23 protein-coding genes are annotated in these 26,297 nt (G+C 49.8%); 17 read left to right on the top strand and 6 right to left on the bottom strand.

The window, feature by feature from the left end; genetic code table 11:
* The first annotated feature begins 234 nt into the window (after positions 1–234).
* Together ynaL and dbpA are read left to right on the top strand one after the other, a co-directional pair.
* Positions 235–420 carry a proline-rich small protein YnaL gene (gene ynaL, locus AC07P6_RS17355; RefSeq protein ID WP_275944523.1) on the top strand — a complete coding sequence of 62 codons (186 nt, stop codon included), beginning with the start codon at positions 235–237 and terminating at the stop codon, positions 418–420.
* A gap of 19 nt (positions 421–439) precedes the next feature.
* Positions 440–1,813 carry an ATP-dependent RNA helicase DbpA gene (gene dbpA, locus AC07P6_RS17350; protein ID WP_434659080.1) on the top strand — a complete coding sequence of 458 codons (1,374 nt, stop codon included), beginning with the start codon at positions 440–442 and terminating at the stop codon, positions 1,811–1,813.
* A 43-nt stretch (positions 1,814–1,856) separates the two neighbouring features.
* On the opposite strand, the gene ttcA is transcribed toward dbpA, so the two are convergent.
* The 6 genes from ttcA to nifJ all read right to left on the bottom strand — a co-directional run bounded on the left by ttcA (position 1,857) and on the right by nifJ (position 9,674).
* Positions 1,857–2,792, bottom strand: coding sequence for a tRNA 2-thiocytidine(32) synthetase TtcA (ttcA, locus tag AC07P6_RS17345; RefSeq protein ID WP_112215673.1), 936 nt, complete (start codon positions 2,790–2,792; stop codon positions 1,857–1,859).
* A 322-nt stretch (positions 2,793–3,114) separates the two neighbouring features.
* Positions 3,115–3,405 carry a Bor family protein gene (locus AC07P6_RS17340; protein ID WP_304258601.1) on the bottom strand — a complete coding sequence of 97 codons (291 nt, stop codon included), beginning with the start codon at positions 3,403–3,405 and terminating at the stop codon, positions 3,115–3,117.
* Positions 3,406–3,799: 394 nt separating this feature from the next.
* The gene (gene uspF, locus AC07P6_RS17335; RefSeq protein ID WP_110273437.1) at positions 3,800–4,234 is read right to left on the bottom strand and encodes a universal stress protein UspF; all 435 of its coding nucleotides are present in this window, start codon (positions 4,232–4,234) and stop codon (positions 3,800–3,802) included.
* 82 nt (positions 4,235–4,316) lie between these two features.
* Entirely contained in the window at positions 4,317–4,529 is a 213-nt protein-coding gene (locus AC07P6_RS17330) for a KTSC domain-containing protein (RefSeq protein ID WP_182238234.1), read from the bottom strand.
* A 155-nt stretch (positions 4,530–4,684) separates the two neighbouring features.
* A complete protein-coding gene (gene ompC, locus AC07P6_RS17325; protein ID WP_434659077.1) occupies positions 4,685–5,791 on the bottom strand; it encodes a porin OmpC in 1,107 nt (368 codons plus the stop codon).
* A gap of 355 nt (positions 5,792–6,146) precedes the next feature.
* Complete coding sequence (gene nifJ, locus AC07P6_RS17320) at positions 6,147–9,674, bottom strand: pyruvate:ferredoxin (flavodoxin) oxidoreductase (RefSeq protein WP_478313906.1); 3,528 nt, start codon at positions 9,672–9,674, stop codon at positions 6,147–6,149.
* A 454-nt stretch (positions 9,675–10,128) separates the two neighbouring features.
* Between nifJ and AC07P6_RS17315 the strand changes: the two genes are divergently transcribed.
* The 15 genes from AC07P6_RS17315 to gpJ all read left to right on the top strand — a co-directional run bounded on the left by AC07P6_RS17315 (position 10,129) and on the right by gpJ (position 26,271).
* On the top strand, positions 10,129–10,830 hold the full coding sequence (locus tag AC07P6_RS17315; RefSeq protein WP_434659075.1) for a S24 family peptidase: 702 nt from the start codon (positions 10,129–10,131) through the stop codon (positions 10,828–10,830).
* A gap of 431 nt (positions 10,831–11,261) precedes the next feature.
* On the top strand, positions 11,262–11,624 hold the full coding sequence (locus tag AC07P6_RS17310) for a transcriptional antitermination N peptide (RefSeq protein ID WP_478313904.1): 363 nt from the start codon (positions 11,262–11,264) through the stop codon (positions 11,622–11,624).
* A 77-nt stretch (positions 11,625–11,701) separates the two neighbouring features.
* Positions 11,702–12,094, top strand: a complete 393-nt coding sequence (locus tag AC07P6_RS17305; RefSeq protein ID WP_478313902.1) for a phage holin family protein — start codon at positions 11,702–11,704, stop codon at positions 12,092–12,094.
* A complete protein-coding gene (locus AC07P6_RS17300) occupies positions 12,084–12,359 on the top strand; it encodes a phage holin family protein (protein ID WP_434659074.1) in 276 nt (91 codons plus the stop codon). Before AC07P6_RS17305 ends, AC07P6_RS17300 begins: the two co-directional genes overlap by 11 nt.
* A gap of 129 nt (positions 12,360–12,488) precedes the next feature.
* Positions 12,489–13,031 (top strand): glycoside hydrolase family 108 protein, encoded by a 543-nt coding sequence (locus AC07P6_RS17295; protein WP_478313900.1) that lies wholly within the window; start codon positions 12,489–12,491, stop codon positions 13,029–13,031.
* 85 nt (positions 13,032–13,116) lie between these two features.
* The gene (locus tag AC07P6_RS17290) at positions 13,117–13,536 is read left to right on the top strand and encodes a hypothetical protein (protein ID WP_478313898.1); all 420 of its coding nucleotides are present in this window, start codon (positions 13,117–13,119) and stop codon (positions 13,534–13,536) included.
* Positions 13,537–13,667: 131 nt separating this feature from the next.
* Complete coding sequence (locus AC07P6_RS17285) at positions 13,668–14,330, top strand: phage tail protein (protein ID WP_110273427.1); 663 nt, start codon at positions 13,668–13,670, stop codon at positions 14,328–14,330.
* Between the two features lie 72 nt (positions 14,331–14,402).
* A complete protein-coding gene (locus AC07P6_RS17280; protein ID WP_434659072.1) occupies positions 14,403–14,714 on the top strand; it encodes a phage tail assembly chaperone in 312 nt (103 codons plus the stop codon).
* Positions 14,711–15,022, top strand: coding sequence for a DUF1799 domain-containing protein (locus tag AC07P6_RS17275; protein WP_328592369.1), 312 nt, complete (start codon positions 14,711–14,713; stop codon positions 15,020–15,022). Before AC07P6_RS17280 ends, AC07P6_RS17275 begins: the two co-directional genes overlap by 4 nt.
* Before the next feature lie 85 nt (positions 15,023–15,107).
* The gene (locus tag AC07P6_RS17270; RefSeq protein WP_478313896.1) at positions 15,108–16,217 is read left to right on the top strand and encodes a phage tail tape measure protein; all 1,110 of its coding nucleotides are present in this window, start codon (positions 15,108–15,110) and stop codon (positions 16,215–16,217) included.
* Positions 16,218–16,239: 22 nt separating this feature from the next.
* Entirely contained in the window at positions 16,240–16,587 is a 348-nt protein-coding gene (locus tag AC07P6_RS17265) for a phage tail protein (RefSeq protein ID WP_139538042.1), read from the top strand.
* On the top strand, positions 16,584–17,336 hold the full coding sequence (locus AC07P6_RS17260; RefSeq protein ID WP_478313894.1) for a phage minor tail protein L: 753 nt from the start codon (positions 16,584–16,586) through the stop codon (positions 17,334–17,336). The genes AC07P6_RS17265 and AC07P6_RS17260 overlap by 4 nt, the downstream gene beginning before the upstream one ends.
* Before the next feature lies 1 nt (position 17,337).
* Complete coding sequence (locus AC07P6_RS17255) at positions 17,338–18,048, top strand: C40 family peptidase (protein ID WP_478313892.1); 711 nt, start codon at positions 17,338–17,340, stop codon at positions 18,046–18,048.
* Between the two features lie 233 nt (positions 18,049–18,281).
* Positions 18,282–18,896 (top strand): tail assembly protein, encoded by a 615-nt coding sequence (locus AC07P6_RS17250; protein ID WP_478313890.1) that lies wholly within the window; start codon positions 18,282–18,284, stop codon positions 18,894–18,896.
* Positions 18,897–18,957: 61 nt separating this feature from the next.
* Positions 18,958–26,271, top strand: a complete 7,314-nt coding sequence (gene gpJ, locus AC07P6_RS17245) for a TipJ family phage tail tip protein (RefSeq protein ID WP_478313888.1) — start codon at positions 18,958–18,960, stop codon at positions 26,269–26,271.
* Positions 26,272–26,297 lie beyond the last annotated feature (26 nt).

Raw genomic sequence — 26,297 nt, 5'->3', positions numbered from 1 at the left:
TGTTTGAGCGAAATCAATAAACCACCTACCCATTCAGGGCAATATCTCTCTCGCAGGTGAATGCAACGTCAAGCGATGGGCGTTGCGCTCCATATTGTCTTACTTCCTTTTTTGAATTACTGCATAGCACAATTGATTCGTACGACGCCGACTTTAATGAGTCGGCTTTTTTTTGCGCTCTGTTTGTCAGCTTCTACGCTTAATTGGTGTACCCGCCCATAACCGGGAGTCAATATGCGTTATCAGCCACTGAACTCAATACCTATCTCACCTGAACCTAACGACCCGGTTCCGGTGCCCGATCCCAGACCGCGACCGCATCCGTTACCTGATCCTCCGCCTGACGATGAACCGATTAAATTGTCGCATCGCGAGCGGAGATCTGCGAGGATACGCGCCAGCAGATTGTCCGCCCTTTAATGTAATGCGAGAAATAATTGTGACCGCTTTTTCTACTCTGAATGTTTTGCCCGCCGCCCAGCTAGATAACCTGAATGAACTGGGATATCTCTCGATGACTCCGGTTCAGGCGGCGGCTTTGCCCGCGATTTTGGCCGGTAAAGATGTGCGCGTGCAGGCGAAAACCGGCAGCGGTAAAACGGCGGCATTTGGCCTCGGATTACTCCAGCACGTTGATGCGTCGCTGTTCCTGACGCAGTCGTTGGTGTTGTGCCCGACGCGTGAACTGGCGGATCAGGTCGCAGGTGAACTGCGCCGTCTGGCGCGCTTCCTGCCAAACATTAAAATTTTAACCTTGTGCGGCGGGCAGCCTTTTGGCGCGCAGCGTGATTCGCTACAGCATTCGCCGCATATTATCGTTGCCACACCGGGGCGTTTACTCGATCACCTGCAAAAAGGCACCGTGTCGCTGGATGCCCTGCAAACGCTGGTGATGGATGAGGCAGACCGCATGCTGGATATGGGGTTTAGCGACGCCATTGACGAAGTGATCCGCTTTGCTCCGGCTTCGCGCCAGACGTTGCTGTTTTCTGCCACCTGGCCGCAAGCTATCGCGGCGATTAGCGGTCGCGTACAGAACAATCCGCAGACCATTGAAATTGATGCCGTTGATGCCATTCCGGCTATCGAACAACAGTTCTTTGAAACTTCGCAACACGGTAAAATCGCGCTGCTGCAAAAGCTACTGAGTCAGCATCAGCCTGCCTCATGCGTGGTGTTCTGTAATACTAAAAAAGATTGTCAGGCCGTTTGCGATTCCCTGAATGCTGCCGGACAAAGTGCATTGTCGCTGCATGGCGATCTTGAACAGCGCGATCGTGACCAGACGCTGGTGCGTTTTGCCAACGGCAGCTCGCGTGTACTGGTGGCGACAGATGTTGCCGCTCGCGGATTAGATATCAAGTCGCTGGAGCTGGTGGTGAACTACGAACTGGCCTGGGATCCGGAAGTTCACGTGCATCGTATTGGTCGTACTGCCCGTGCCGGTGAAAGTGGTCTGGCAATCAGCCTCTGCGCGCCGGAAGAGGCGCAGCGCGCGAATATTCTCGCAGAAATGCTGCAAATAAAGCTGAACTGGATGAACGGTCCGGTAAATAGCAACATTGTGCCGCTACAGGCGGAAATGGCGACGTTGTGTATTGATGGCGGTAAAAAGGCCAAGATGCGCGCGGGCGATGTGCTGGGAGCGTTAACGGGTGATATCGGTCTTGATGGTGCGGACATCGGTAAAATCAACGTCCATCCGGCGCATGTTTACGTTGCCGTTCGTCAGGGCGTGGCGCATAAGGCGTTTAAGCAACTGCAAAACGGTAAAATCAAAGGTAAAGCCTGCCGGGTTCGTCTGCTGAAATAAGCGTTGAAAACGCGTCTCAGGCAGTGGCCTGAGACGCTCGTCATTATTTAACTTCCACCACGTTCAGACGCAGCTCATCGAGCTGTGCTTCGTCTTCTTCCGGTTGCCAGCCCGCAGGCTGCATCGGGATCTCTTCGCGATCGAATGCCAGATCGCCGCCGTCAACTACCGCCGAACCGTGGTTAATCCCTTTAAAGTCGAAAAGGTTGGTATCGCTGAGGTGAGATGGCACCACGTTTTGCATCGCGCTGAACATCGTTTCGATGCGTCCCGGATAGCGTTTATCCCAGTCGCGTAGCATATCACCAATCACCTGACGCTGAAGGTTAGGCTGTGAACCGCACAGGTTACACGGAATGATCGGGAACTCTTTCGCCTGAGAGAAGCGCTCGATATCTTTTTCGCGGCAGTAGGCCAGCGGGCGGATAACGATATGCTTGCCATCATCGCTCATCAGCTTCGGCGGCATGCCTTTCATCTTCCCACCGTAGAACATATTGAGGAACAGCGTTTGTAAGATGTCGTCGCGGTGGTGGCCCAGGGCGATTTTGGTCGCGCCCAGCTCCGTGGCAGTACGATAGAGGATTCCGCGGCGCAGACGAGAGCACAGCGAGCAGGTGGTTTTGCCTTCCGGGATTTTTTCTTTAACGATGCCGTAGGTGTTCTCTTCAACAATTTTGTATTCAACACCCAACTGCTCAAGATATTCCGGCAGGATATGCGCTGGGAAGCCCGGCTGTTTTTGATCGAGGTTTACCGCGACCAGCGAGAAGGAAATCGGCGCGCTTCTTTGCAGATTACGCAGGATTTCCAGCATGGTGTAGCTGTCTTTGCCACCGGAAAGGCAGACCATAATACGGTCGCCTTCCTCAATCATATTGAAATCGGCGATAGCCTCACCGACGTTGCGACGCAGGCGCTTTTGCAGCTTGTCGATGTTGTATTTTTCTTTCTTGCTAATTTCTTGATTTTGCAGCATTTAATAGTGGCTCAATTCATAGTGTGGCATACGTACCCTGACAGCGGTTGGCTGAGGATAACGATGAATTCGGTCTAACATCTACTCATTTGTATTTAGGTTGTAGAAAGGCGGCAAGCCAGGGCGGCTTGAGGGCGAAATGAACATCGCCAGCGCGTCTACACCTGAATGATGATGAGTAAAAAGTGTGGCGTGTATGGTACGGATTAGCGAGGAATATGTCAGCACATTTAAGGCAATTTAATCCGCCGGGAGTAAATATAGCAGGGCTTTGTGGCGTAGGTAAAACCGGCAGGCATCAGGCGATCCCTGCCGCAGGCGATTATTTAGCGCAATAGACGCGCGCTTCACGCGGGGTATAAATACCCAGAGTCACGAAACCCAGTAGGCCATTAACAAAAGTCTGTTGAACTTCGGTACGGACGACTTTGTCCGCGCCGCCGCACACTTTAGCTGCGTCGATTTGTTTGGCCTGGCCAATTCCGCTAACAAAGAAGTGGTGGGTGGTGACTTGCTGAGGCTGAACGGTAACGCCAGGATTTACCGTAAAGCTCTGCTGGGCGCAGCCAGAAATAGCGGCTGCGGCTAAAACTACCATCATTAACTTTTTCATATCATCCCTATAATTGTTGTATAACAAACCCTCAGTGGGGAGAGGGATTTTATACAGCAAAAAGAGAAAGTAACAACTTACTAAATTTAATAGCACGTTAAAAATAGTCATAATATCAGCCGATATATACCCTAAATAATTCGAGTTGCTTAAAGGCGGCAAGGGAGTGAGTCCCCGGGAGCATAGATAACTATGTGACCGGGGTGAGCGACAAATCTGCCGGGAGCAGATTTGAACGTCGCTTGCGACGGCCCGTAAGGGCGAGGCCCATGGATGGGCCGAGTAATACGCAGCCAACACATAAGCAACTTGAAGTATGACGGGTATAACGATAATTCACGGCTTAGGGTGCGAAATAAAGACAAAAAGCCCGCACGATGGCGGGCTAAGAGGGTTAACGCACGACCAGCACCGAACACTCGGCATGGCGCACGACGGCGGCGGCGTTAGAGCCCAGCAGATAGGTGGTAATATCGGGACGGTGCGAAGAGATAATCACCAGGTCTGCGGGTAGCGATTTCGCCATCGCGAGGATTTTATCCTTCGGCGAACCTTCCGTAATGTGGAAATGGATGCGGTCTTCCGGGATATTAAACTTACTCACAATTTCCTTCAGCCGCGATTCAGATTCCGCTTTCAGGTCATCCATCGCAGGTAGCTCAGCGGTGTAGGCCATTCCCAGCGAAGCGTAATAGGGCAGGGAGGGAATGACGGTCAGGAAATGCACCTCGGCATCATCGATTCTGGCTTCTGCTTCAACATGCTTGATAACGCGGTCAGTTAATTCTGTATCGGAAATATCGATGGGCACAAGAATCATTCTGTTCATAAAACCTCCTGTTTAAGTAACCACTAAAAGTGTAGGCCATCCAGGCGATTATTGTACATTGACCACAATCACACTTTTACTATCAGGTGCAGCGGCGTTCGGTAAATTTACCTTTGATGACGCCATCGTAAAAACGACCTTTAGAAACAACTTGCAGGAAATTACGGTAAATACGCGGCGGGACACCGATATACTGCAGCGTTTGGTTATCGCGAAAGCGTATTTCAAGAATGCCAGAGGACTCGTCGTAGGCGACGGAGGTGATTCGGGAAGATTTTACGGGCTGATGATTCATAACGGGCGTCCTCTACGGCTACGGCAGTTCTTGATAGCAATATATCATTCATCGGACGACTATTTTAAGGCATTAGATATATTGTTTTGATTTGACTGAGGCTGTTGGAGGGGTAAGAGAAGGAGAGAGCCCGCCGTTACCGGCGGGCCTTAACATTAGAACTGGTAAACCAGGCCCAATGCTACAACGTCATCAGTAGAGATGCCTCTGTTAGAATAGAAGCTGTCGTCTTCGTCCAGCAGGTTGATTTTGTAATCAACGTAGGTAGACATATTACGGTTGAAGTAATAGGTTGCGCCGATATCAGCATATTTCACCAGGTCTTTGTCGCCATCGGTATTGCTCAGGTCTTTACCTTTAGACATCAGGAAAGAAACTGCCGGGCGCAGACCGAAGTCGAACTGATACTGAGCGGTCACTTCAAAGTTCTGCGTTTTGTTCGCGACGCCGTTACCGTTGCCGTACGGAGTCATGTTGCGAGTTTCTGAATACATGGTTGCCAGATAGATGTTGTTGGCATCATATTTCAGGCCAGTCGTCCATGCTTCAGCTTTGTCGCCTCCGGCAGTGGTCTGGGTCATCTGATCGTTGGTACGATCAGAAGAGGTGTAAGCGGCAGCGGCGCTAATACCCATACCGAAATCATAAGAAGTAGACAGACCAAAGCCGTCGCCATTCGCGTTGCGCACGCTGCGGTCGCCGTTGTTGGTGCCTTCGCCGCTACCGGCGTTTTCATTTTTACCCTGATACTGCAGGGCGAAGTTCAGACCGTTAACCAGACCGAAGAAGTCATTGTTACGGTAGGTTGCTACGCCGTTGGCGCGGCCAGCCATGAAGTTGTCAGCCTGAGAGTAGGAGTCGCCACCGAACTCTGGCAGCATATCGGTCCAACCTTCTACGTCGTACAGCACGCCATAGTTACGGCCGTAATCGAATGAACCGTAGTTAGCGAATTTCAGACCAGCAAACGCCAGACGGGTCCAGGACTGGTTGTCAGCCCCTTCGGTGTTGTTCGCCTGGACGTTGTATTCCCACTGGCCGTAACCGGTCAGTTGATCGTTAATCTGGGTTTCGCCTTTGAAGCCAAGACGAACGTAAGACTGATCGCCATTTTTAGAAGAGTCATCAGAGAAATAATGCAGACCGTCTACCTTGCCATAGAGGTCTAGTTTATTTCCGTCTTTATTATAAATCTCAGCGGAATGAGCAGCGCCAGCAGCTAATAATGCCGGGATAACGAGGGCCAGTACTTTTCTTTTCATTTAGACAATCCTTTAGCTGTTTTTGTTTTAGCTTCCTCAAGGGAAGTGAACTCATGCTAAAGGAGCGAATTAATATATGGTAAGTATCAATTGTTACGATATAAGTAAAATCTAAAACAAATAATACGAATGAAATGATGATAATTATAGTGAATACTTTCACTGAAAGTATATAAAATAAAAATTATACACGTCAATATTAATGTCGTATTATCCGCCCGTTATATGCCTTTATTGTCATCCAAAAATTTTTTTGCTGCCGTCCGTTCCTGAGAATGGTTTTTATTGGTCGGTTAAATGACAAGCCCGAATTGATATTCGGGCTTTTTTTATATGCTGAAAAAACGTCCGCGGTTTAACTTTCCGTCGCTGGCTTTTCCGCCTTACCGGCCAGCTGCGCGAGGAAGTCGTAGCGTTTTTGCAGATCTTTTGTTGCATCCTTCCACAACTGCTCCGCCACTTCCGGCTGCTGTGCATTCAGGCGACGGAAGCGCTGCTCGTTAAGCAACGTTTCTGCTAACGCATCTGACGGTGGACGGGAGTCAAGCGCCAGCGGAAGTTTACCCTCATCAGCACGACGCGGATCAAAGCGGTACAGCGGCCAGAATCCGGTTGCGGTCAACTGGCGCATCTGGTCGTGACTCAGGGCCAGATCGTAACCGTGCTCCTCGCAAGGACTGTAGGCGATAATCAGCGACGGTCCCGGATAAGCCTCTGCTTCCTGAATCGCTTTCACCGTCTGGTTAAGCTGAGCACCCAGTGAAATCTGCGCGACGTACACATGGCCGTACATCATCATGCTCACGCCGAGATCTTTACGCGATTTGCGCTTACCGTGCTCACCAAACTTAGTGACCGCGCCCAGTGGGGTAGCCTTCGAGGCCTGGCCGCCGGTATTGGAGTAGCATTGGGTATCGAGCACCAGAATATTGACGTTTTCGGTCAGGCTCAGCACGTGGTCAAGACCGCCAAAGCCGATATCATAGGCCCAGCCGTCGCCGCCGATCAGCCAGATGGATTTCTCTACCAGCGCATCGGCGTCTGTTAACAGTTCCTTCGCACCCTCTTCATTTGCCAGAACCTTACGCAGTTCGGCAACCTGTTCACGGCGCACCTCAGGCGTAGCTTCTGCATGCAGCGCGTCGTTCAGCTCTGCCGGAAGCTTACCGGAAAACTCTGACAGCAGACGCATAACGCGCTGACGATGCTGATCGACGGTAAGGCGGAAGCCTAAGCCAAATTCGGCGTTATCCTCGAACAACGAGTTGGCCCACGCCGGGCCGCGACCGTTGGCATCGGTGGTGTAGGGTGTGGAAGGCAGGTTGCCGCCATAAATAGATGAACAGCCCGTAGCGTTGGCGATTAACATTCTATCGCCGTACAGCTGAGTCAGCAGTTTGATATACGGCGTTTCGCCGCAGCCGGAACAGGCCCCGGAGTATTCGAACAGCGGGCTAATCAGCTGCGACGTTCGGATATCAATACGTTCCAGCTTGCTGCGGTCAATTTCCGGCAGATTGAGGAAGTAGTCATAGTTCACTTTCTCTTCTTCAACATGCTCAAGGCGCGACATCATATTGATGGCCTTGATTTCCGGATTTTGCCGGTCTTTCGCCGGGCACACTTCGACGCACAGATTACAACCGGTGCAATCTTCCGGCGCCACCTGCAATACATATTTCTGCCCGCGCATATCGCGGGACTTCACATCCAGAGAGTGCAGGCTGGCCGGAGCGTTTTCCATCGCTTCCGGGGAGATAACTTTAGCGCGAATAGCCGAGTGCGGGCAGGCGGCGACACAGTGGTTACACTGAGTACAAAGCTCCTCTTTCCAGATCGGGATCTCTTCGGCGATGTTGCGTTTTTCCCAACGTGTAGTGCCCATCGGCCAGGTGCCATCCGGTGGTAGAGCGGAAACCGGCAGCGCATCGCCGAGTCCGGCCAGCATCGCGGCGGTCACCGTTTTGACAAAGTCTGGCGCGGCATCGGACACCACAGGCGGGCGATTCGGGCTGTTGCCATCGACCGGCTGTAACGGCACTTCCGCCAGCGACTCGCGGGCCATCGCCAGCGCCTGCCAGTTGCGTTCGACCAGTTCCTGACCTTTGCTGCTGTAGCTTTTGGCGATAGCGCCCTGCAATTCCGCCAGCGCGCTATCGCCCGGCAGAATTTGTGTCAGATGGAAAAACGCCATCTGCATAACGGTGTTAATACGCGCGCCGAGGCTGCATTCGCGGGCGATTTTTGCCGCATTGACGATATAGAACCGCGCTTTTTTCTGATTCAACGTCGCCTGCACTTCCTGCGGCAGACGAGACCAGGCTTCATCAGCGCTGTAAGGTGTGTTGAGCAGGAAAATGCCGCCAGGCTTCAGACGTTCGACCATCTGATACTTGTCGATAAACTGGAGCTGATGACAGCCGACGAAGTCCGCCTGTGAAATCAGATAAGAAGAACGAATCGGCTTCTCGCTAACGCGCAGGTGTGAAACCGTCAGGCCGCCGGCTTTTTTTGAGTCATAGACGAAATAGCCCTGCGAGAACCACGGCGTTGAGTTGCCGATAATCTTGATATTATTTTTGGTGGCCGAGACGCTGCCGTCGCTGCCGAGTCCGTAGAACAACGCTTCCAGCTTGGCTTCCGACGGCAGGGTATTTTCCACCAGCGGCAGGGAAAGGTTGGTAACGTCGTCATAGATGCCGACGGTAAAGCGCGGTTTCGGTTTGGCGGCGCTCAGTTCGTTGAAGATCGCCAGTACGCACTCCGGGCCGAACTCTTTGGAGGACAGCCCATAACGACCGCCGATGGTGCGCGGCAGAGTTTCGCGCTCGCCGCGATTGAAGGCTTCCGCCAGGGCGGTCATCACGTCGAGATACAGCGGTTCTGCCTGAGCCCCAGGTTCTTTAGTGCGGTCCAGAACTGCGACGGCGCGGGCGCTTTCCGGCAGGGCTTCCAACAGATGAGCGGCGGAGAAGGGGCGGTAAAGACGCACTTTCAGCACGCCGACTTTTTCGCCACGGTTCAGCAGTTCTTCAACCACTTCTTCACAGGTACCAATGGCTGAGCCCATGATCACAATGACGCGTTCTGCCTGCGGATGGCCGTAGAACTCAAACGGCTTGTACTGGCGTCCGGTGGCGGCGGCGAAATCGTTCATGGCGGTTTCGACATGATCGTAGACCGCGTCGTACCACGGGTTAGTTGCTTCGCGGGATTGGAAGTAAGTATCCGGGTTGGCGGAGGTACCGCGGATCACTGGATGTTCCGGATTCAGCGCGCGCTGGCGATGTTCGTCAATTTTATCCTGCGGCAGCAGGCTACGAAGGGTATCGTCGGCAAGCGGGGCGATTTTATTGATTTCGTGCGAGGTGCGAAAACCATCGAAGAAATGAATAAATGGTACCCGGCTTTGCAGTGTGGCGATATGCGAAATCAGGGCAAAATCTTGCGCTTCCTGGACGCTGCTGGCGCAGAGCATCGCGCAGCCGGTCTGGCGCACTGCCATCACATCAGAGTGATCGCCGAAGATAGAGAGCGCGTGGGTTGCCACAGTACGGGCAGCGACGTGCAGAACAAACGGCATCAGTTGGCCTGCCAGTTTGTACAGCGTCGGGATCATCAGCAGTAAACCCTGCGATGAAGTAAAAGAGGTCGAGAGGGCGCCGGTTTGCAGCGCCCCATGTACGGCACCAATTGCCCCGGCTTCCGACTGCATTTCGACGACGCGGGGAACGTCGCCCCAGACGTTTTTCAGCCCGTTACCAGCCCAGGCGTCCGCCTGTTCCGCCATCGTGGAGCTGGGCGTAATCGGGTAGATGGCGATAACTTCACTGGTGCGAAACGCGACTGAGGCGGCTGCACCATTACCGTCGATAGTGATCATATTCAATACTCACATTGCTTAATGTTTGATAAATATAAAATTTATGCTCAAGGACACGCCCTGAGCATTTGCTTATGTTTTTCTTGCAACCCGACATCAGCGCAACCTTACAGGATTCTTATCAATTCATTTTTGACGAGCGCTGTGTTACCCCGTTTGCGACTGCTTGTTTTAGTATAGACGCCAAAGAACCAGGCTTTTTTGATCTCCAGGCGCTACAAAATCCATAAGTTAGATAAATTAGTTCAGCTTGAGCATAGAGACTCGCGTATGGACGACACCCTACACCAAAATTGAGTGCGCCATTTTTCCATAAGTAGCAATGTTGCCGATTTCCGTTCGGCACCAGGAAGATGATGAAGCGTGGACATTGATGATAATTACCTGTAGGTAATTTTATGAGTGTTTGCTATATTTTGCCCATCTGATGGTAAATGACGTTAAAATCGCTCCTATGGACAAATACGAAACCCGGCGGCAACGCCTGCTCTATATCCGCGATAATTTATGTGGCGGAAAAGCCGTTGATGTGGCCCGAACCATTGGTCGGGAGCCTTCTTATGTCTCACGGATGCTCTACCCCGAAGGTAAGAAGCAAAAGAAAAGGATAGCTGACGAGATGGTCGAACTTATTGAATCTTCATTCAATCTGCCGCGTGGATGGATGGACGGTATTACCGGGAGTATTGATAGCGTGAGCGAACGAGTGGAAAATTCACCACAGATACAATACGTTATTGAAGTTCTGGATGCACAAGCCAGTGCCGGACCCGGTTGTATTGTCTCAAGTGAAGTTGATGAAACCGTCAGCAGTATCACCTATGACTCCGTCGGCGCGCTCAGGCTTTTTGGTAACCGGCCCGCAGAGCATATCAAAGTGATCACGGTATCCGGCGATAGCATGTCAGGCACGATTGAAACTGGCGATTACATCTTTATTGATGTATCGAAAGATTACTTCGAAGGTGACGGCATCTATGTCTTCTCATTTAAAGGCGCGGTGCTGGTAAAACGTCTCCAGTTCACTGCCGATGGCCTGCTTGTGCATTCAGATAACAGCAAATATGCCGACTGGACGATTGGCGAAAGCCATGAACAATATCTGAAAATTATCGGCCGCGTTATCTATAGCCACAGCGTTAAACGCTTCGTGTAAATGCAGCCATCTGCACGTCAGGCGTGCAGATGCGTCGTGTCAAAGCCCTGTTGAGAATGTTCCACGGGCTCCGCTATCAGGGTTGCTTAGGCCATCGCATGGGCAACACTTGTACTCTTCCATCTCCTTTACAACTCTCCCGTCAAATGAGTTACGCATAAAAATCATTTATTTTCATGCAATTACAAATTTTAATACAAAAAAATACCCATGGGTATTTATTTTTAGGTAACCTTAAGGTATCTTTATTTCATCAACACGATTTACCTCAATCATCCTGATGATGAGTACAACGATTCAGTAATGAATCTACGTGGCTGAAAAGCCAGTTTCCTCAAATAATGAACTTTGGGATGGGGTTTTCAATAAGGCTCGTTTAAGCCAATGTCTCCGCTATGACCGTACCACCAAAGATCATTAAGGAGGCCGTTATGTCCCGTCGAACCGCGTTTAAGGGTTCTGCAGCAGGCCGACGCCGTGAACGTCGCTCGCACTTGCAAAATCCTGAAACCCTCACTGCAGACGTTCTGCATCGACCGACGCCTGGTCGCGCTCAGATTCAGGCCAAAGGAGTACATCATACGCCGGACTCTATTGATAACGCTGTGCCTATAAAATTTATTGCTCAGGATGTCATCTGGCAACGTGAAGAATACAAATGCCAAATTGAGCGAGCGGCAATTATTTATCAACAAGAGTTCGGGCATAAATATATAGAATCCGCTGATTATCTTTGCCATCGGGCGATCTATGCACTTGGTTTACAAAAAAGAAAGAAAATAACGGCGAGGTAATCGTAGTGTAAGTATGAAAAATTATTCTGCACTTCGGTATTCATCATCATCACTCACAGTGAAAGAAGGGAGGATAAATGTCTGATCCTGTTTCCGGTACATCGCTAGTTGTTGCTGGTGGATTAATGGGAGCTGGTATGTTTGGGTTGGTAACAGGTATTGATTATGGCGTTGTTTTTGGGGCTTTTGCTGGTGCGGTATTTTATGTGGCAACTGCGGTAAATATTACCCGCTTTCGATTGGCCGCTTATTTCATGACATCCTTTATTGTTGGTGTCCTGGGGGCCGGGTTAATCGGGACGAAACTGGCATCCTGGACAGGGTATAGTGAAAGTCCATTAGACGCGCTGGGCGCGGTGCTGATATCTGCACTTATTATTAAGATCCTCACGTTTCTGAATAATCAAGAACTAACCGATTTGTACAAAATATTAACCCGGCATAATAATGAGCGTACGAATGGAAAATGACCTTCCTGCGCTAGTTAATTCAGTTCTCTGCGCTTTTATTACCCTGAATTTGATGTTTTATCGCCGTGCACAGCTCAGGAGATATCGGCCATGGGTATCGTGTACAGCATATTTACTCGTGATTACCTATGCCAGCATACCGTTTCGCTATTTGTTCGGCTTATATGAGTCGACCCACTGGTTGGTTGTTGTAGTCAATTTTTTCGTTTTTATGGCCGTATTTCGTGCGAAAGGGAATATTGCACATTTAATCGACATACCCTAAATAATTCGAGTTGCAGGAAGGCGGCGACGCAGGGAATCCCCAGGAGCTTACTCCGGTAAGTGACTGGGGTGAGCGAGGAAAGCCAACGCACATGCAACTTGAAGTATGACGGGTATAAATGAGGCATGTATGAACAAAGATGACATTTTTAAAACCATTTTGGATAAGGAGGGCGGTTATGTAAATCATCCGGATGATAAAGGTGGGGCGACAAACTGGGGAATTACTCAGGTGACCGCCCGGGCCCATGGCTATGATGGCGATATGCGAAACCTGACGCGTCAGCGAGCGCTGGATATTCTCAATGCTGACTACTGGATTGCGCCCCGGTTTGATCAGGTTGCTGACATATCTGCCACTATCGCTGAAAAGTTGTGTGATGCTGGTGTCAACATGGGACCGTCATTACCAAGCAAGTGGCTTCAACGGTGGCTAAATGCTTTTAATCATCGTGGAATGCTCTATCCGGATCTCATATCGGATGGAGTTATTGGCCCCAGAACCTTAAATGCGTTGAGTCTTTATCTTATCCGCAGAGGGAAAGAGGGAGAGAACGTATTACTTCGAGCACTGAATTGTAGCCAGGGACAGTATTATCTGGAGCTGGTTGAAAAGTATGATTCCAATGAATCATTTGTATATGGCTGGTTGAAGGCGAGAATAGCTATGTAATATTTAATGACGAACCTCTGAATGCGATTAACTCAAATATTTTACTACTATAATTAGTACCGTAACTGTCACCTGGAGAAAATAAATGTATACATCTAATGATTTAACTCTTTCAATGTTTTACTCATCCACTGTTGCTGAGGAAACAGGGAATAAAATTGTAACGCTCACTGTTCAAACTGTTGGGCCATCCGCGGAGATTCTACAAATCAGTAAGCTGCATTGTATTACTGATGAAAACAAAACGAAGCATTATAGTATTGGCGAGCAGTTCATTGCTAATGGCTCCGATCCTCTTCTGACTTCGATCGAAAGTTGGTGCCGTGATAACTCAGCAACTTTAATTCAAGAGTTAATGCTTGAAGTTATGGAGTTTATTTTTAGTAATATTAACCAAAATGCGACGTGGATTGGGCAGTATGGCATGAAGATTTTTGAAAATGAACCAGTAACAAAACGCATCCCTGATAGCGTATTGCACAATGGCAGCTCCGAAAACTCATAATAAATTAACAGGGAAAATAGTTTTAGTTTTAAAACGTAATAATTATGATGCATAACAATAAGTCATAATTAAACAAACTGATTTTTATAAAGTGCATTCTAAATTTAAATATCAATAATGGAGATATTATTATGGCTTTTGCTCTGCCTAATGGCTCGACCGTTTTTGTTGGCTCCGGCCTGAGTAATCCAGTTTCAGTCAGTACGGTTTCTAATGCCGAAGGGGCTATTTTTACCGTTGCTGAAAATCATAACCTTAAGGTTGATGATGTCGTGCTTATTTCTTCGGGATGGGGACTTATCGATGGTTTAGTTGCCAGAATCACTGCGCAAACAACGAATAGCGTAACCATTTCGGTTGTTAACTCTAGCGACAGGAATTTTTTCCCTGCTCATGCCGGTAGCGGGAAATTACAGAAAATCACTGAGTGGACTGAGATTCCACAGATTACGGAAGTTGCGCAATCAGGTGGTGAACAGCAGTATGCACAGGTACAGTTTCTGGCAGACGATCGCCAGCGTAATATTGGTACTTTTAAGGCGGCTAAAAATCAAACCTTCACGTTAGCCCATGATGCTTCATTAGCAATCTACAACGTGTTGAGCATGGCGGATCGTTATGGCCAAATTTTACCGCTACGCATGTTTGTTCCGAATGCGAAAGAGTACCGCTATTGGTCCGGTGTTCCGTCGTTTGATCCGCAACCGGTGACGGCTGTGAATAGTGTTGAAACCGTACAAGTCGCGTTTTCCATTCACTCGCGGGATATTACCTTCTACAAATCGGAAGATTAATCATTTTCCTTATCTGCAGAACACAAAATAAATTCGATTAGGCTCCTGCGGGAGCCTTTTTTAAGGGTACTTATGAGCGCTATCTTCAAATTACAACCTAAACCTGTTTTTAAAGCGGATGTCATTATTCCCCGTGCTGGTGAAGACGACGGAGTACTGAATTTTACATTTAAGCATCGGCCAATAAAAGAGCTGGCAGAACTTGAAAATATTGACGAGAAAACCGCCAGTGATTTTTTACTGGAGATCGTCGACGACTGGGCATTATCTGAACCCTGTACGCGAGAAAATATGGCAACACTGATAGATAACTATCCGGGGGCGGTTAAAGCAATAATGACCACCTATTATCAGGAGCTGACGGGGAATCGCGAAAAAAACTGATTGCGGTTGCCTCTGCATTCTATACGCCTGAACCATCAGCGGATGAGCTTAGCGCATTCGGTCTGACAGCCGAAGACTATGACGATGTTGTTATCAACGTCTGGCCTGATATCTGGCCTGCATTTGTGGTTTTTCGCGCGGCCAGCACGCAGTGGCGCACCAGCCCGGGAGGGGTCATCGGTCTGGATTATAATGTCCTAGCATGGCTCATGAGGGTTTATGATGTAGCTGACGAGGTAACCGCAATAAACGATCTTCAGATAATGGAACGGGTGGCGTTGAATATCCTGAATAAACTACAGAACTAGTTAGGATTTTCATCGGAAGGATGTTCTATTTATTAATCAAATTAAATCAGGCTATCGCCTGGTTTATTCTTTCAGGAGAAAGTCAATGGCGGGTGATACAACAATAACACTGCGCATGAATAACAGTGAGCTGGAAAAAAGCAACCGACTTCTGGATCAATATCAACAGAAAGTCACTGTTGCCAGCCGTAAAAGTGAAGAGTTTAATAAGACTTTTCGTGCTGCAACAGATATCCAGAAAAAGCATACGGATGGCCTGAAAAGGTTAATGCAGACGTTACCCCTTCCTCCAGCCAGAATGGGGCCAATACTTCAGGATATGGTAAAGAAATCTGAGGATGAGACCTACAATATCACGTCAGGACCTAAGAGTTACTGGGATTCATTAACAGGGATGGGCAGTATTCCAAAAGTCGCGGCGGGTAATGCGTTAATACCTTTCCTACCGGGCACAGAGAGAGAAGATAATTCCGGAAATAGTAAGAAAGATGTGGGTAAGAGTGATTGGCTCGGCGGTTTAATGTCAGGAGCCAAAGAGGCATGGGATAAATTCCTTAAGGATGGAGAAAACGTTCATGGCAAGCTTAAGGATTTAGCTAAAGACGCTTTTAGCTCAATGGGAAACTCGCTGGTGGAATATATAACCACAGGAAAGGCGAATTTTAGTGATTTCCTGATGACCTTTCTGAAAGGGACTCTGAAGATGCTTAGCCAATTATTGTTGGTAAAAGCCATGCAGGCTTCCTTTAACGCGATGTCGAATTCCGGCATCGGCTGGGTAGCATCCATTGGTAATGTTTTAACGGGTCGTTCCGGGGGCGGATATACCGGAGACGGTGGTAAATATGAGCCAAGAGGGATTGTTCATGGCGGCGAATTTGTTTTTACCAAAGAGGCGACCTCGGCGATAGGGATTGGCAACCTATACGCCATGATGCGCGGTGCGCAGGGGTATGCGGGCGGCGGTTATGTGGGAACGGCATCGATGCAGGGACTGGGTTCTTCTGGTGCTGGGCCACTTACTATTCAGACCTCAGTACTTATTCAGAATCAGAGTTCAGAACCGCAATCGACTGACAATAATGGCGCGGTGAATCGCGCCTGGCAGCAGACTATCGACCGTTCAGTTCGTGCTGGCGTGGCGAATGAATTGAGGCCGGGTGGCCTTATTTGGAATGCAAATCACGCGCGTTAATTTTTTGATTCCCGGAGATGATATGGCAATAGAAACTTTTACCTGGCGAACGCAAATACAAGCGGGTTTGCAAGGAGATTTTAATTTTAACGTCCGTGAGGCTAGTTTTGGTGATGGCTACCAGCAGATCGTGGGCGATGGTATTCATTCTGAAAAACAAACCTGGCCGGTGACATTAACTGGCGAAAAGGAAGAGATATTAGCGGTACTCGAGTTTATGCGCCGCCATGTAACGAAGTCGTTTATCTGGGATTCACCAACGGGTGAATCTGGACTTTATCGCGTCAGCCCCGACTCATTAAAGCTTTCACCGTTATCAAGTCAGGTCATGACGGTAACCGCCACATTTAACCAGGCATATGCACCATGATTACAGCTGATTATCAAAAACTTGAACCAGGGAATGAAATACGCTTGCTGGAGATTGATGGTAGCGTCTTTGGAATGGATGACGTCTTATATTTTCACGGACACAGTATCGCTCATAGTGAGTCCGAAATTCTGGCTGCGGGCGGCGATGAGTCTCGTTTACCTGCCAAACCCATTTGGTGGCAAGGAAATGAATATATGCCATGGCCTTGTATTATTGAAGGTATTGAGTCTACCACCAGCGGTCGGGACGCGCAGCCATCGCTTAAGGTCGCAAATATTGATGCCTCAATTACTGCTCTGTGTCTTTATTACGATGATCTGGTTCAGGCGAAGGTTACGGTACACGATACTTTGGCAAAATATCTTGATGCACGTAATTTTCCTGAGGGGAATGCGGCTGCCGATCCCACGCAGGAAAAAAGAAAGGTCTTTTTTATTGATGCCAAAAGTGAAGAAACGAATGAAGCGATTGAGTTCACTCTTGCCAGCCCAATGGATTTGCAAGGGATCATGATCCCAACTCGCCAGCTACATTCTATCTGTACCTGGTGTATCAGAAACAAATACCGCAGTGGTGATGGCTGTGATTATACCGGTCAGCGATATTTTGATAAAAATAATATATCTGTTACCGACCCGGCGCTGGATGTCTGCAACGGTACTTTATCAGCCTGTAAATTACGCTTTGGTGAAGACAACGAGCTACCTTTTGGAGGTTTCCCCGGCACGTCTTTAATTCGGAGTTAATATGCGCCAGAAGGTTATCAGGGCTATTAAGGAGCATGCCCGGCAGGAGTATCCTCGTGAGTGCTGCGGTGCGATTGCGCAAAGAGGAAGAGTAGAACGCTATTTTCCTTGCCGTAATATTGCTGACGATCCACAAGAGCATTTTGTCCTTGCGCCGGAGGATTATGCTCAGACAGAGGATTGGGGTACCGTCACGGGGATTGTGCACAGCCACCCTGATGCTACGACCCAGCCAAGCGAATTGGATAAGGCTCAGTGTGACGCGATGTTGTTACCTTGGCATATCTTTAGCTGGCCGGAAGGCGATTTCCGCACGATTTATCCTCGGGGGGAACTGCCGCTACTGGAGCGCCCGTTTGTTCTTGGTCACTATGATTGCTGGGGGCTGGTAATGAGTTATTTTCGCCAGCAGCATGGTGTTGAGTTGACGGACTACCGGGTGGATTATCCGTGGTGGGAAGATGATTACCCTGATAACTTTTACCATGATTGCTGGTATGAATGCGGATTTCGCGAGTTTTCTGGCCCGCTGCAACCCGGTGATATGATTATCATGCAGGTGCAGGCGAATAAGTGGAATCACGCAGGTATTCTGCTGGAGGATAATATGCTACTACATCATCTGTATGGTCACTTGAGTCAGCGGGTACCTTACGGTGGATACTGGCAGGAAAGAACGGTGAAGGTTTTGCGTTATAACAGATCGGGTTGAATGCTTGAGTAGCGATAATGAGTTGTGAATGCCTCTTTTATTTTAAATCATAGCATGCCTGTTTATTTAATTAATATCTGATCTTAGAATTGGTGGGTTAGAGATGATTTTCATGCTCAATGCTAGCATATATGAAATTGCATATATAATGTTTATTATATTCATGGTGGGATGAGATTTATGTTTTTATTTTTAATAACGCAAAGCTAAAACTACAGACAGAGGGAGTATCTATGCAAGAACGTATGGTCAGGATCGAACTGAGCGGCATTTTGGGTAAAAAGTTCGGGAAATCGCATTGTCGGATGGTAGCGACAACCTCCGAAGCGATACGCGCCTTATGTTGTACTATAAATGGATTTGAGAAATTCATGAACAACAGTAAGGCAATGGGCTTAACATATGCAGTATTTAAAGGAAAGGAGAATATTAGAGAAGATGATGTACCTTTCCCAATAAATGATAACGTAGTACGGATTGTTCCCGTGGTTATTGGTAGTAAAAAAGCTGGTGTATTACAAACGATATTAGGTGTGGCTTTGATTGCGATCGCTTCAATCGCGACAATGGGCGCTGGAGGCATATTTGCTGCCATTGCTGCTGGCTCCGGTTGGGGTAGCGTCGCAATGCTGGGGGCTTCAATGGCACTTGGCGGCGTTCTTCAGATGCTCTCACCTCAGGTTCCCGGATTAGCCAGCCAACAATCCCCTGAAAATAAAGCCTCTTACGCCTTCGGTGGTGTGACAAATACCACTGCGCAGGGATATCCGGTGCCGCTGTTATACGGCAAGCGGCTTATCGGCGGTGCAATTATTACCGCTGGGATTTATGTAGAAGACCAGCAGTAAAATATAAAACCTCTCTCTTTCCTGGCCACCTTTAGGTGGTTTTTTTATGGACATAATATCTATGACACAGCACCTCATTAAAGGGCGCAAGGGCGGGAGTTCGAGTCCGCGTACCCCAACGGAACAGCCAGATGATTTACAATCCGTAGCAAAAGCCAAAATTCTTATGGCGTTGGGCGAGGGCGAGTTTGCTGGCGCACTTACCGCAAAGGATATTTACCTTGATGGAACGCCGCTGGAAAATTCCGACGGTTCACAAAATTTTAGCGGTGTGGTATGGGAATTTCGCTCTGGTACTCAGGCACAGAATTATATTCAGGGGATCCCTGGTTCAGAAAATGAAATTAACGTAGGTACGGAAATATCCAGTAAAACGGCCTGGACCCATTCTTTTAGTAATACTCAGCTTTCTGCCGTGCGTCTGCGCTTAAAATGGCCATCTTTATTTAAACAAGAAGATAACGGCGATCTGATGGGTAACTCCGTGAGCTACGCTGTCGATTTGCAAACTGACGGAGGCACCTGGCAAACGGTACTGGAAAGCGCGGTTACCGGCAAAACCTCTTCCGGTTATGAACGATGCCATCGAATTGATTTACCTCGGGCTAATACGGGCTGGGTTTTGCGCCTGCGTAAGGTCACAGAAGACGTCAGTACCTCAAAAATTGGCGATGTCATGACGTTGCAAAGCTATGCTGAGATTCTCGACGCAAAATTACGTTATCCCAATACGGCCCTGCTTTACGTTGAATTTGATTCCCGTCAGTTCAATGGTTCTATCCCCAAAATTGCCTGTAGTCCTCGCGGGCGCGTTATTCGCGTTCCTGACAATTACGACCCGGAAACCCGACAATATTCGGGCATCTGGACGGGCGCGTTTAAATGGGCATGGACAGATAACCCCGCATGGATTTTTTACGATCTGATCGTTACCGATCGTTTTGGTCTGGGAAATCGTCTTACCTCAGAAAATATCGATAAATGGACGTTGTATCAGGTTGCCCGTTATTGCGACGAACCTGTGCCTGACGGTAAGGGCGGTGATGGCACCGAGCCACGCTATCTTTGTAACGTCTATATTCAGGATCGCAATGATGCCTACACGGTGTTACGTGATTTTGCAGCTATTTTCCGCGGCATGACCTGCTGGAGTGGCGATCAGGTGATAGCGTTGGCGGATATGCCTCGCGATATTGACTACACCTACACCAGAGCTAACGTGATTAATGGTCGTTTTCAATATGCCAGCAGCAGTAGCAAAACGCGCTATACCAACGCGCTGGTTTCCTGGTCCGATCCTGAGAACGAATATGCTGATGCGATGGAGCCGGTTTTTGAGCAGCCGCTGGTGGCTCGCTATGGCTTCAATCAGCTTGAACTGACGGCGATTGGCTGTACCCGTCAGTCGGAAGCTAACCGTAAAGGGCGCTGGGGGATCCTGACCAACAATAAAGATCGCGTAGTGACGTTCTCCGTCGGACTCGACGGCAATATTCCGCAACCCGGTTATGTCATTGCGGTGGCGGACGAAATGTTGGCGGGTAAATTCAACGGGGGCCGCACTAGTAAAGTGGATGGCTGCGTCATTACGCTCGATCGTAAAACGGAAGCAAAAACTGGCGATAGGCTGTTGATGAACCTGCCGTCAGGCGTGACGCAAAGCCGGACTATTCAGGATGTCGATGGGTATATTGTCACCGTTACTACCGAATATACTGAAGTACCGGAAACAGAATGCGTTTGGGCTGTAGAATCTGACTCTCTGAAGGTTCAGCAATATCGGGTTGTGAGTGTTAAAGATAATAACGATAGTACATTCACTATTTCCGCAGCCGCTCACGATCCTGATAAATATGCGAGGATTGATACCGGCGCGGTTATCGACAGTCGACCGATCAGCGTTATTCCCCCGGGAAATCAAAGTGCGCCAGCTAATATCGTCGTTGAGTCCTATTCGGTGGTTAATCAGGGGATGAGTGTTGAAACGCTGCAGGTTCATTGGTCTGCGGTAAAAAACGCCATTTCCTACGAAGCGCAGTGGCGCCGCAATGAAGGCAACTGGGTTAATATTCCTCGCAGTTCCGCGTCATCGTTTGATGTTGTAGGTATTTACGCCGGGCGCTATACCGTGCGAGTGCGCGCTATTAATGCGGCTGAAGTTTCCAGCGGCTGGTCGTATTCTGAAGAGAAAATGCTGACCGGAAAGATCGGTATGCCTTCTGCGCCGATCGCCCTGACAACCACATCGCTGATGCATGGTGTTGAACTGAATTGGGGGTTTCCGGACGGTGCCGGTGATACCCAGAAAACGGAGTTGCAGTATAGCCCTAATCCAAACGGCAGCGGGGCGATGGCGCTGTCTGACGTGGCGTATCCGGGCAAAACGTATCAGCAGATGGGTCTGCAGATTGCCGCAACGTTCTGGTACCGGGTGCGTATTGTCGATCGCTTGGGTAACGAAAGCCCCTGGACAAGTTGGGTTCAGGGGCAGGCCAGCGATAATATTAGCGAATATTACGACCAGTTGACGGATGCTATTAAGGATACACCTGCCTGGCAGGAAGTTCAGCGGGATATCGGAGAGGCTCACGAAGAGCTGACGAAAGCCGCTGATGCTATTCGTGATGGAGTTGCACAGCAGGTTACTGATATTAACCAGAGTCTTGATGAGACCGTTGCGGAGATCGGTAAACAGGTTGACGGGCAGATAGACTCGGTCAACAAGTCGATAACGGAGAATATCGATCTCGTCAATCAGACGCTCAGTGACAATATCTCGGCAGTGAACAAGAGTATTACTGATGCTGTGACTGATATTAATACGTCCATTGACCAGCAGATAACTGACGTCAACAAAACCCTGACCGAGGGGGATGCCGCGTTAAAATCCCAGCTGCAGACGGTTGAAAACAGCCTGAAACAGTCCATTGCCCAGGCGAATACGGGCTGGGACAAAGCGGTAAAACAGGAGACCGCCGACCGTATAGCAGACGTCAACGCGAAAGCCGCGCAGGCAGCAGACCAGCTGCTGAATGAAAAAATTGAGCGCGTCGCCGCCATTGATACCCTGCAGACCATTATTCAGGATGGCGACGAGTCACTGGCCCGTCAGATTTCTGAAATTTCCGCCGGTAGTGGCCAACAGTTTGATTCGTTCAACATCTGGTACTTCGATAAAGACAACGAAGGGTGGACCGAGGACGATGCCGGTCAGGTACCGATGCAAATCACGGATGACGGCTGGCTGAAAGCGTCGAACAGTAGCTCATCCTGCCGCTCACCCAACGGACAAAAAATCCCGTCCTCCTCTTATCGCACCATCATGTTGCGTATTAAACGCGTGGGTAACCCGGTCTGGAAAGGTCGGCTTTACTGGATTGGTGCAGAGGAAACCGGCTGGAGTGATGCCCGCTCGGTGAACATCGCGGAGCAGGAGTTTGACGGCGATGATATCAGCGTGGTGGCCATCTCCGATGTGAACTGGAATGCGTCTGGCACGGTCCGCCGTTTTCGTCTCGATCTGGCCCCGGGGCAGAATGCGGACAACTATTTCCTGATCCACTGGATATCGGTCGGACGACCGGCACCGGCGGCGAGTACGGCGGCGTTACGCAATGAGGAGATGGCCCGGACCCAGGCCGATGAAGCGGAGGTGCTGAAACGCTCCACCCTGGCGGCGCAGATTAGGGGAACGACAGATAGTAACAGCCTGAGCGATTTACGCTCCGGCCTGCTGTATCAGGAAATGAACGCACGGATCACCGCCGACCGGGCTGAAGTCGTGGCGCGGGAGTCCCTCCAGACGCAGTTCAACGACAATAAATCAACCGTGGCAGAGGAGCTGAGTTCCCTGTCGACTGCGCAGGGCGCACAGGCCAGCAAAATCAGCGGGCTGGAAACCACGCTCGGGAAAAAAGCTGACGCCAGCGCCCTTCAGTCACTGACGCAAAAAGTGGAACAACAGGGCACCACGATCACTTCCCAGGGCAGTTCGCTGACCTCGCTGACGAACCGCGTGGGGAAAGCCGAATCGGGCGTGGCGGCAAACAGCAGTGCCATTACCGGCCTGCAGTCCAGCGTCAGCCAGCAGGATAAAACGCTGACCAGCCAGAGCCAGGCGATCACAAAGCTGCAAAACGACCTGACAACGACCAACACGAATGTGAATAAAAAGGCCGATGCGAGCGCGGTCACGGCTTTAACCAACCGGGTCACCGCGACGGAAGGAAGCCTGACCACTCAGTCTGGCCAGCTGACGATGCTGAAAAACTCCCTGGCTGAAGGGAGCCTGATTAGCAACGGCGGAATGGATGTGGATCTGTCGTTCTGGGAGAACTCCGGGACCGGTTCGGCATTCACTTACGATTCAGGTGAAAAAGCCCTGAGAACGACCACCGGCTCCATTCGTGTTGCCAACGTCACACGTATCCCCGTCGAGGCCGATACCATTCTGACCGTGTCTTTTGAGTACAGGACATCGGAAACGGTTAACAGCATATCGTCTGATACCGTCGGCGTGATAACGGATTTAGGTAATCCGATTGGCTGGTTGTCTTCAGTATCACCGTGGCTGAGTGGGGTGACGACCAGCTGGCAGACGAAAAGCGTTGAGCTGACCATCCCGTCGAACTTCACGGGGCAGTTTGTTTATCTGCGATTTGCCGTTGGCGGGTGGGCACCGGCTACCAGTGCGCGTCTCTATATCCGTAAAATCGATGTTTTCTCATCGACCGGCGTGTCGAAGAAGGCGAATGCTTCAGCAGTGACTGACCTGACCAGCCGTGTTGATACGGCTGAAGGCAAGCTAACCAGCCAGAGCGGCGCGATCACCAAACTGCAGAATGACCTGACAACGACTAACACGAATGTGAGCAAAAAGGCGGATCAGAGTGCCGTTCAGTCCCTGCAAAATACGGTCACACAGCATGGGAAGGACATCACGGCGACAAACAGCGCTATTACGAAGCTGACCAGCGATCTGTCGACAACGAACACCAATGTCAACAAGAAGGCGGATGCGACCACGTTGCAGTCGTTGCAGAACACCGTAACGGAACAGGGTAAGACCCTGACTAGTCAGAGCGGTAGCCTGACACAACTGAACAACTCCCTGAGTGATACCGCGGCCAGCCTGGCAGCGGATAGCAAAATTCCCGGCAACCTGATTTCCAACGGCTCATTTGAGCGCGGCCAGGACGCTTTCACCGGGTGGGGCAGCGCCGGGTCTGTTATCAATGCGCAGTCACCCAACTATGGCAACAAAATTGCGATGTGTGGCGTGGGTCTGGCGGGCATCTCTCAGAAGGTTCCTGTAGTCAAAGGCAACACCTACAAAATCGGCGTGTTTGCTCGTGCTCTGGGTGGTTCGGTTATGCTGGACCAGGGCAATAACAAACTGCGTATTGGTCAGACATCTCTGTTTTACGATCGCCCGTTCAATACGGCGAACCTGTCCACTGGCTCGTCATGGACTGAACTGACCGGCACATGGAAGGCAACAATCGATGGTGTGGTCGATGTCGCGATCTACTCATCGCTGAAATCGGGTGTGCAGTATTTTGACGACTTCTATTTTGTTGATGTTACGGATAAAGTGAACATTACGGCAAACGCGGGAGCTATTAGCAGCCTGAATACCACGGTCACTCAACATGAGAAAACAATCACCAGCCAGAGCAACAGCCTTACATCGTTAAACAACAGTATCGGCACACTGCAGGCGCAGGTTGGTAATCCGTGGTTTGATGGTTCGCTCGAGAGTTATGCCGCAGGCGCTCAGGTTGGCAATAGTAGTCTTGCGGCTGTGTCCACCGCTTACGCTTTTAGCGGTTCAAAATCTTTATGCGCGCGCCGCCCCTCAGGCGATAGTGGGAATAGTGATAAGCTGCTGGGTACTCGTTCTAGTGTTCGTGAAAGTGGGATCTTCCGCATCGAACTATGGGCAATGATGCCAGCAAACCAGGCTCCATCAAGTGGTTGGTCAACGATTGTTGGGATAAATGCGCAGAACTCAGCAGGCTCTAATTCATGGAATGGGGCAGTAACAATCAATGAAGTTTCATTAGGCGGTCGCGGCAAGTGGGTTAAATTCTCCGGGACATGTTCTATTCCAGCGAAGATGACGCGTGGTCTTGTCTGGATCTCATGTCGTGGCGCTACGGGAAGTGGAACGCCTGGTTACGAGCTGTATATTGATGACGTAGTCATCACGGATATCACAGACGCGAACGCCGCACAGAATACGGCTAATGCCAATGCCTCCGCGCTCACGGCGTTAACGAGCCGGGTGACGAGCGCTGAAGGGACTCTCACCAGCCAGAGTAATGCAGTCACGAAACTGCAAAACGATCTGGCAACCACAAATAGTAACGTCAGCAAAAAAGCGGATACTGCGGCGCTGAACTCTCTGACCAGCAGAGTGACGAACGCGGAAGGGAAGCTGGACAGCCAGAGTAGTAGTATTACCCAGCTTGAAGCCTCGCTCGATAGTACTCGTGACATCGGTGAGAACCTTGTCGAAAACTATGATTTCAGAAACCAGTTAAATGCATGGAATCAGCAGAACCCTAGCCGCATTGTATGGGGAGCTACAAGCGGGGATGGCTCAACTGGTGTGGTCATCACACATACCGGGGATGCAAACAATCCGGGACTGATGGCAAATAATGCCAAATGGTTTCCGGTCAGCTCTTCGCGTCGATTCCGTTTCAAAGTGCGGGCAAAGTTGATCTCGGGTTCAGGCGGTATATTGTGCCGAATTTTCAATTCGAAAACGGCGAACACTTATACGCAGACGCAGGCTTACGTAACAAAAACAGGTGCGTTTGAAACGTTGACGGTAAATCTTTCCGTTTTGCCTGAGAGCGCAACAGATGCACGCATTGCATTTTATGCATATCCTTCTGCGACCGTAGTGGCTATCGACAGTATTGCTGTTTATGACGTTACTGATGAAATCGCAAGTTCGACAAATGCTTCAGCAATCAGTGCCCTGACAACACGCGTGACCAGTGCGGAGGGGACGATCACCTCTCAGAGTACGGCTCTGACTAAGCTGCAAAACGACCTGTCGACGACCAACACAAATGTGAACAAAAAGGCGGATCAGAGTGCTCTGACATCTCTGAGCGGTCGGGTGGCGAACACCGAAAGCGGTCTGACGGCGGCGAACAGCAATATAACGGGATTAACGTCAGCCATCAGAGCTGTCGGCGCGGCGGGCGACGATTATATTCCCAATCCGACATTTGATGCGGCATATGACCGAATGAGCCTGGCTGTGGTGGAGTCAACAGCCTCCGGGGTTCCGGCAAACTGCCCTTATCGAAGCAACGAGTGGCACTTTCAGCGGCACAGTTCGCGCCAAAAGTTTTGAGGGTGATATCGCTAGCATGGGGGCGT

The sequence above is a fragment of the Klebsiella sp. GFKo11 genome, assembly GCF_056490265.1.
The sequence above is the reverse complement of the archived record's forward strand: the minus strand, read 5'-3'. Positions and strand labels throughout refer to the sequence as shown.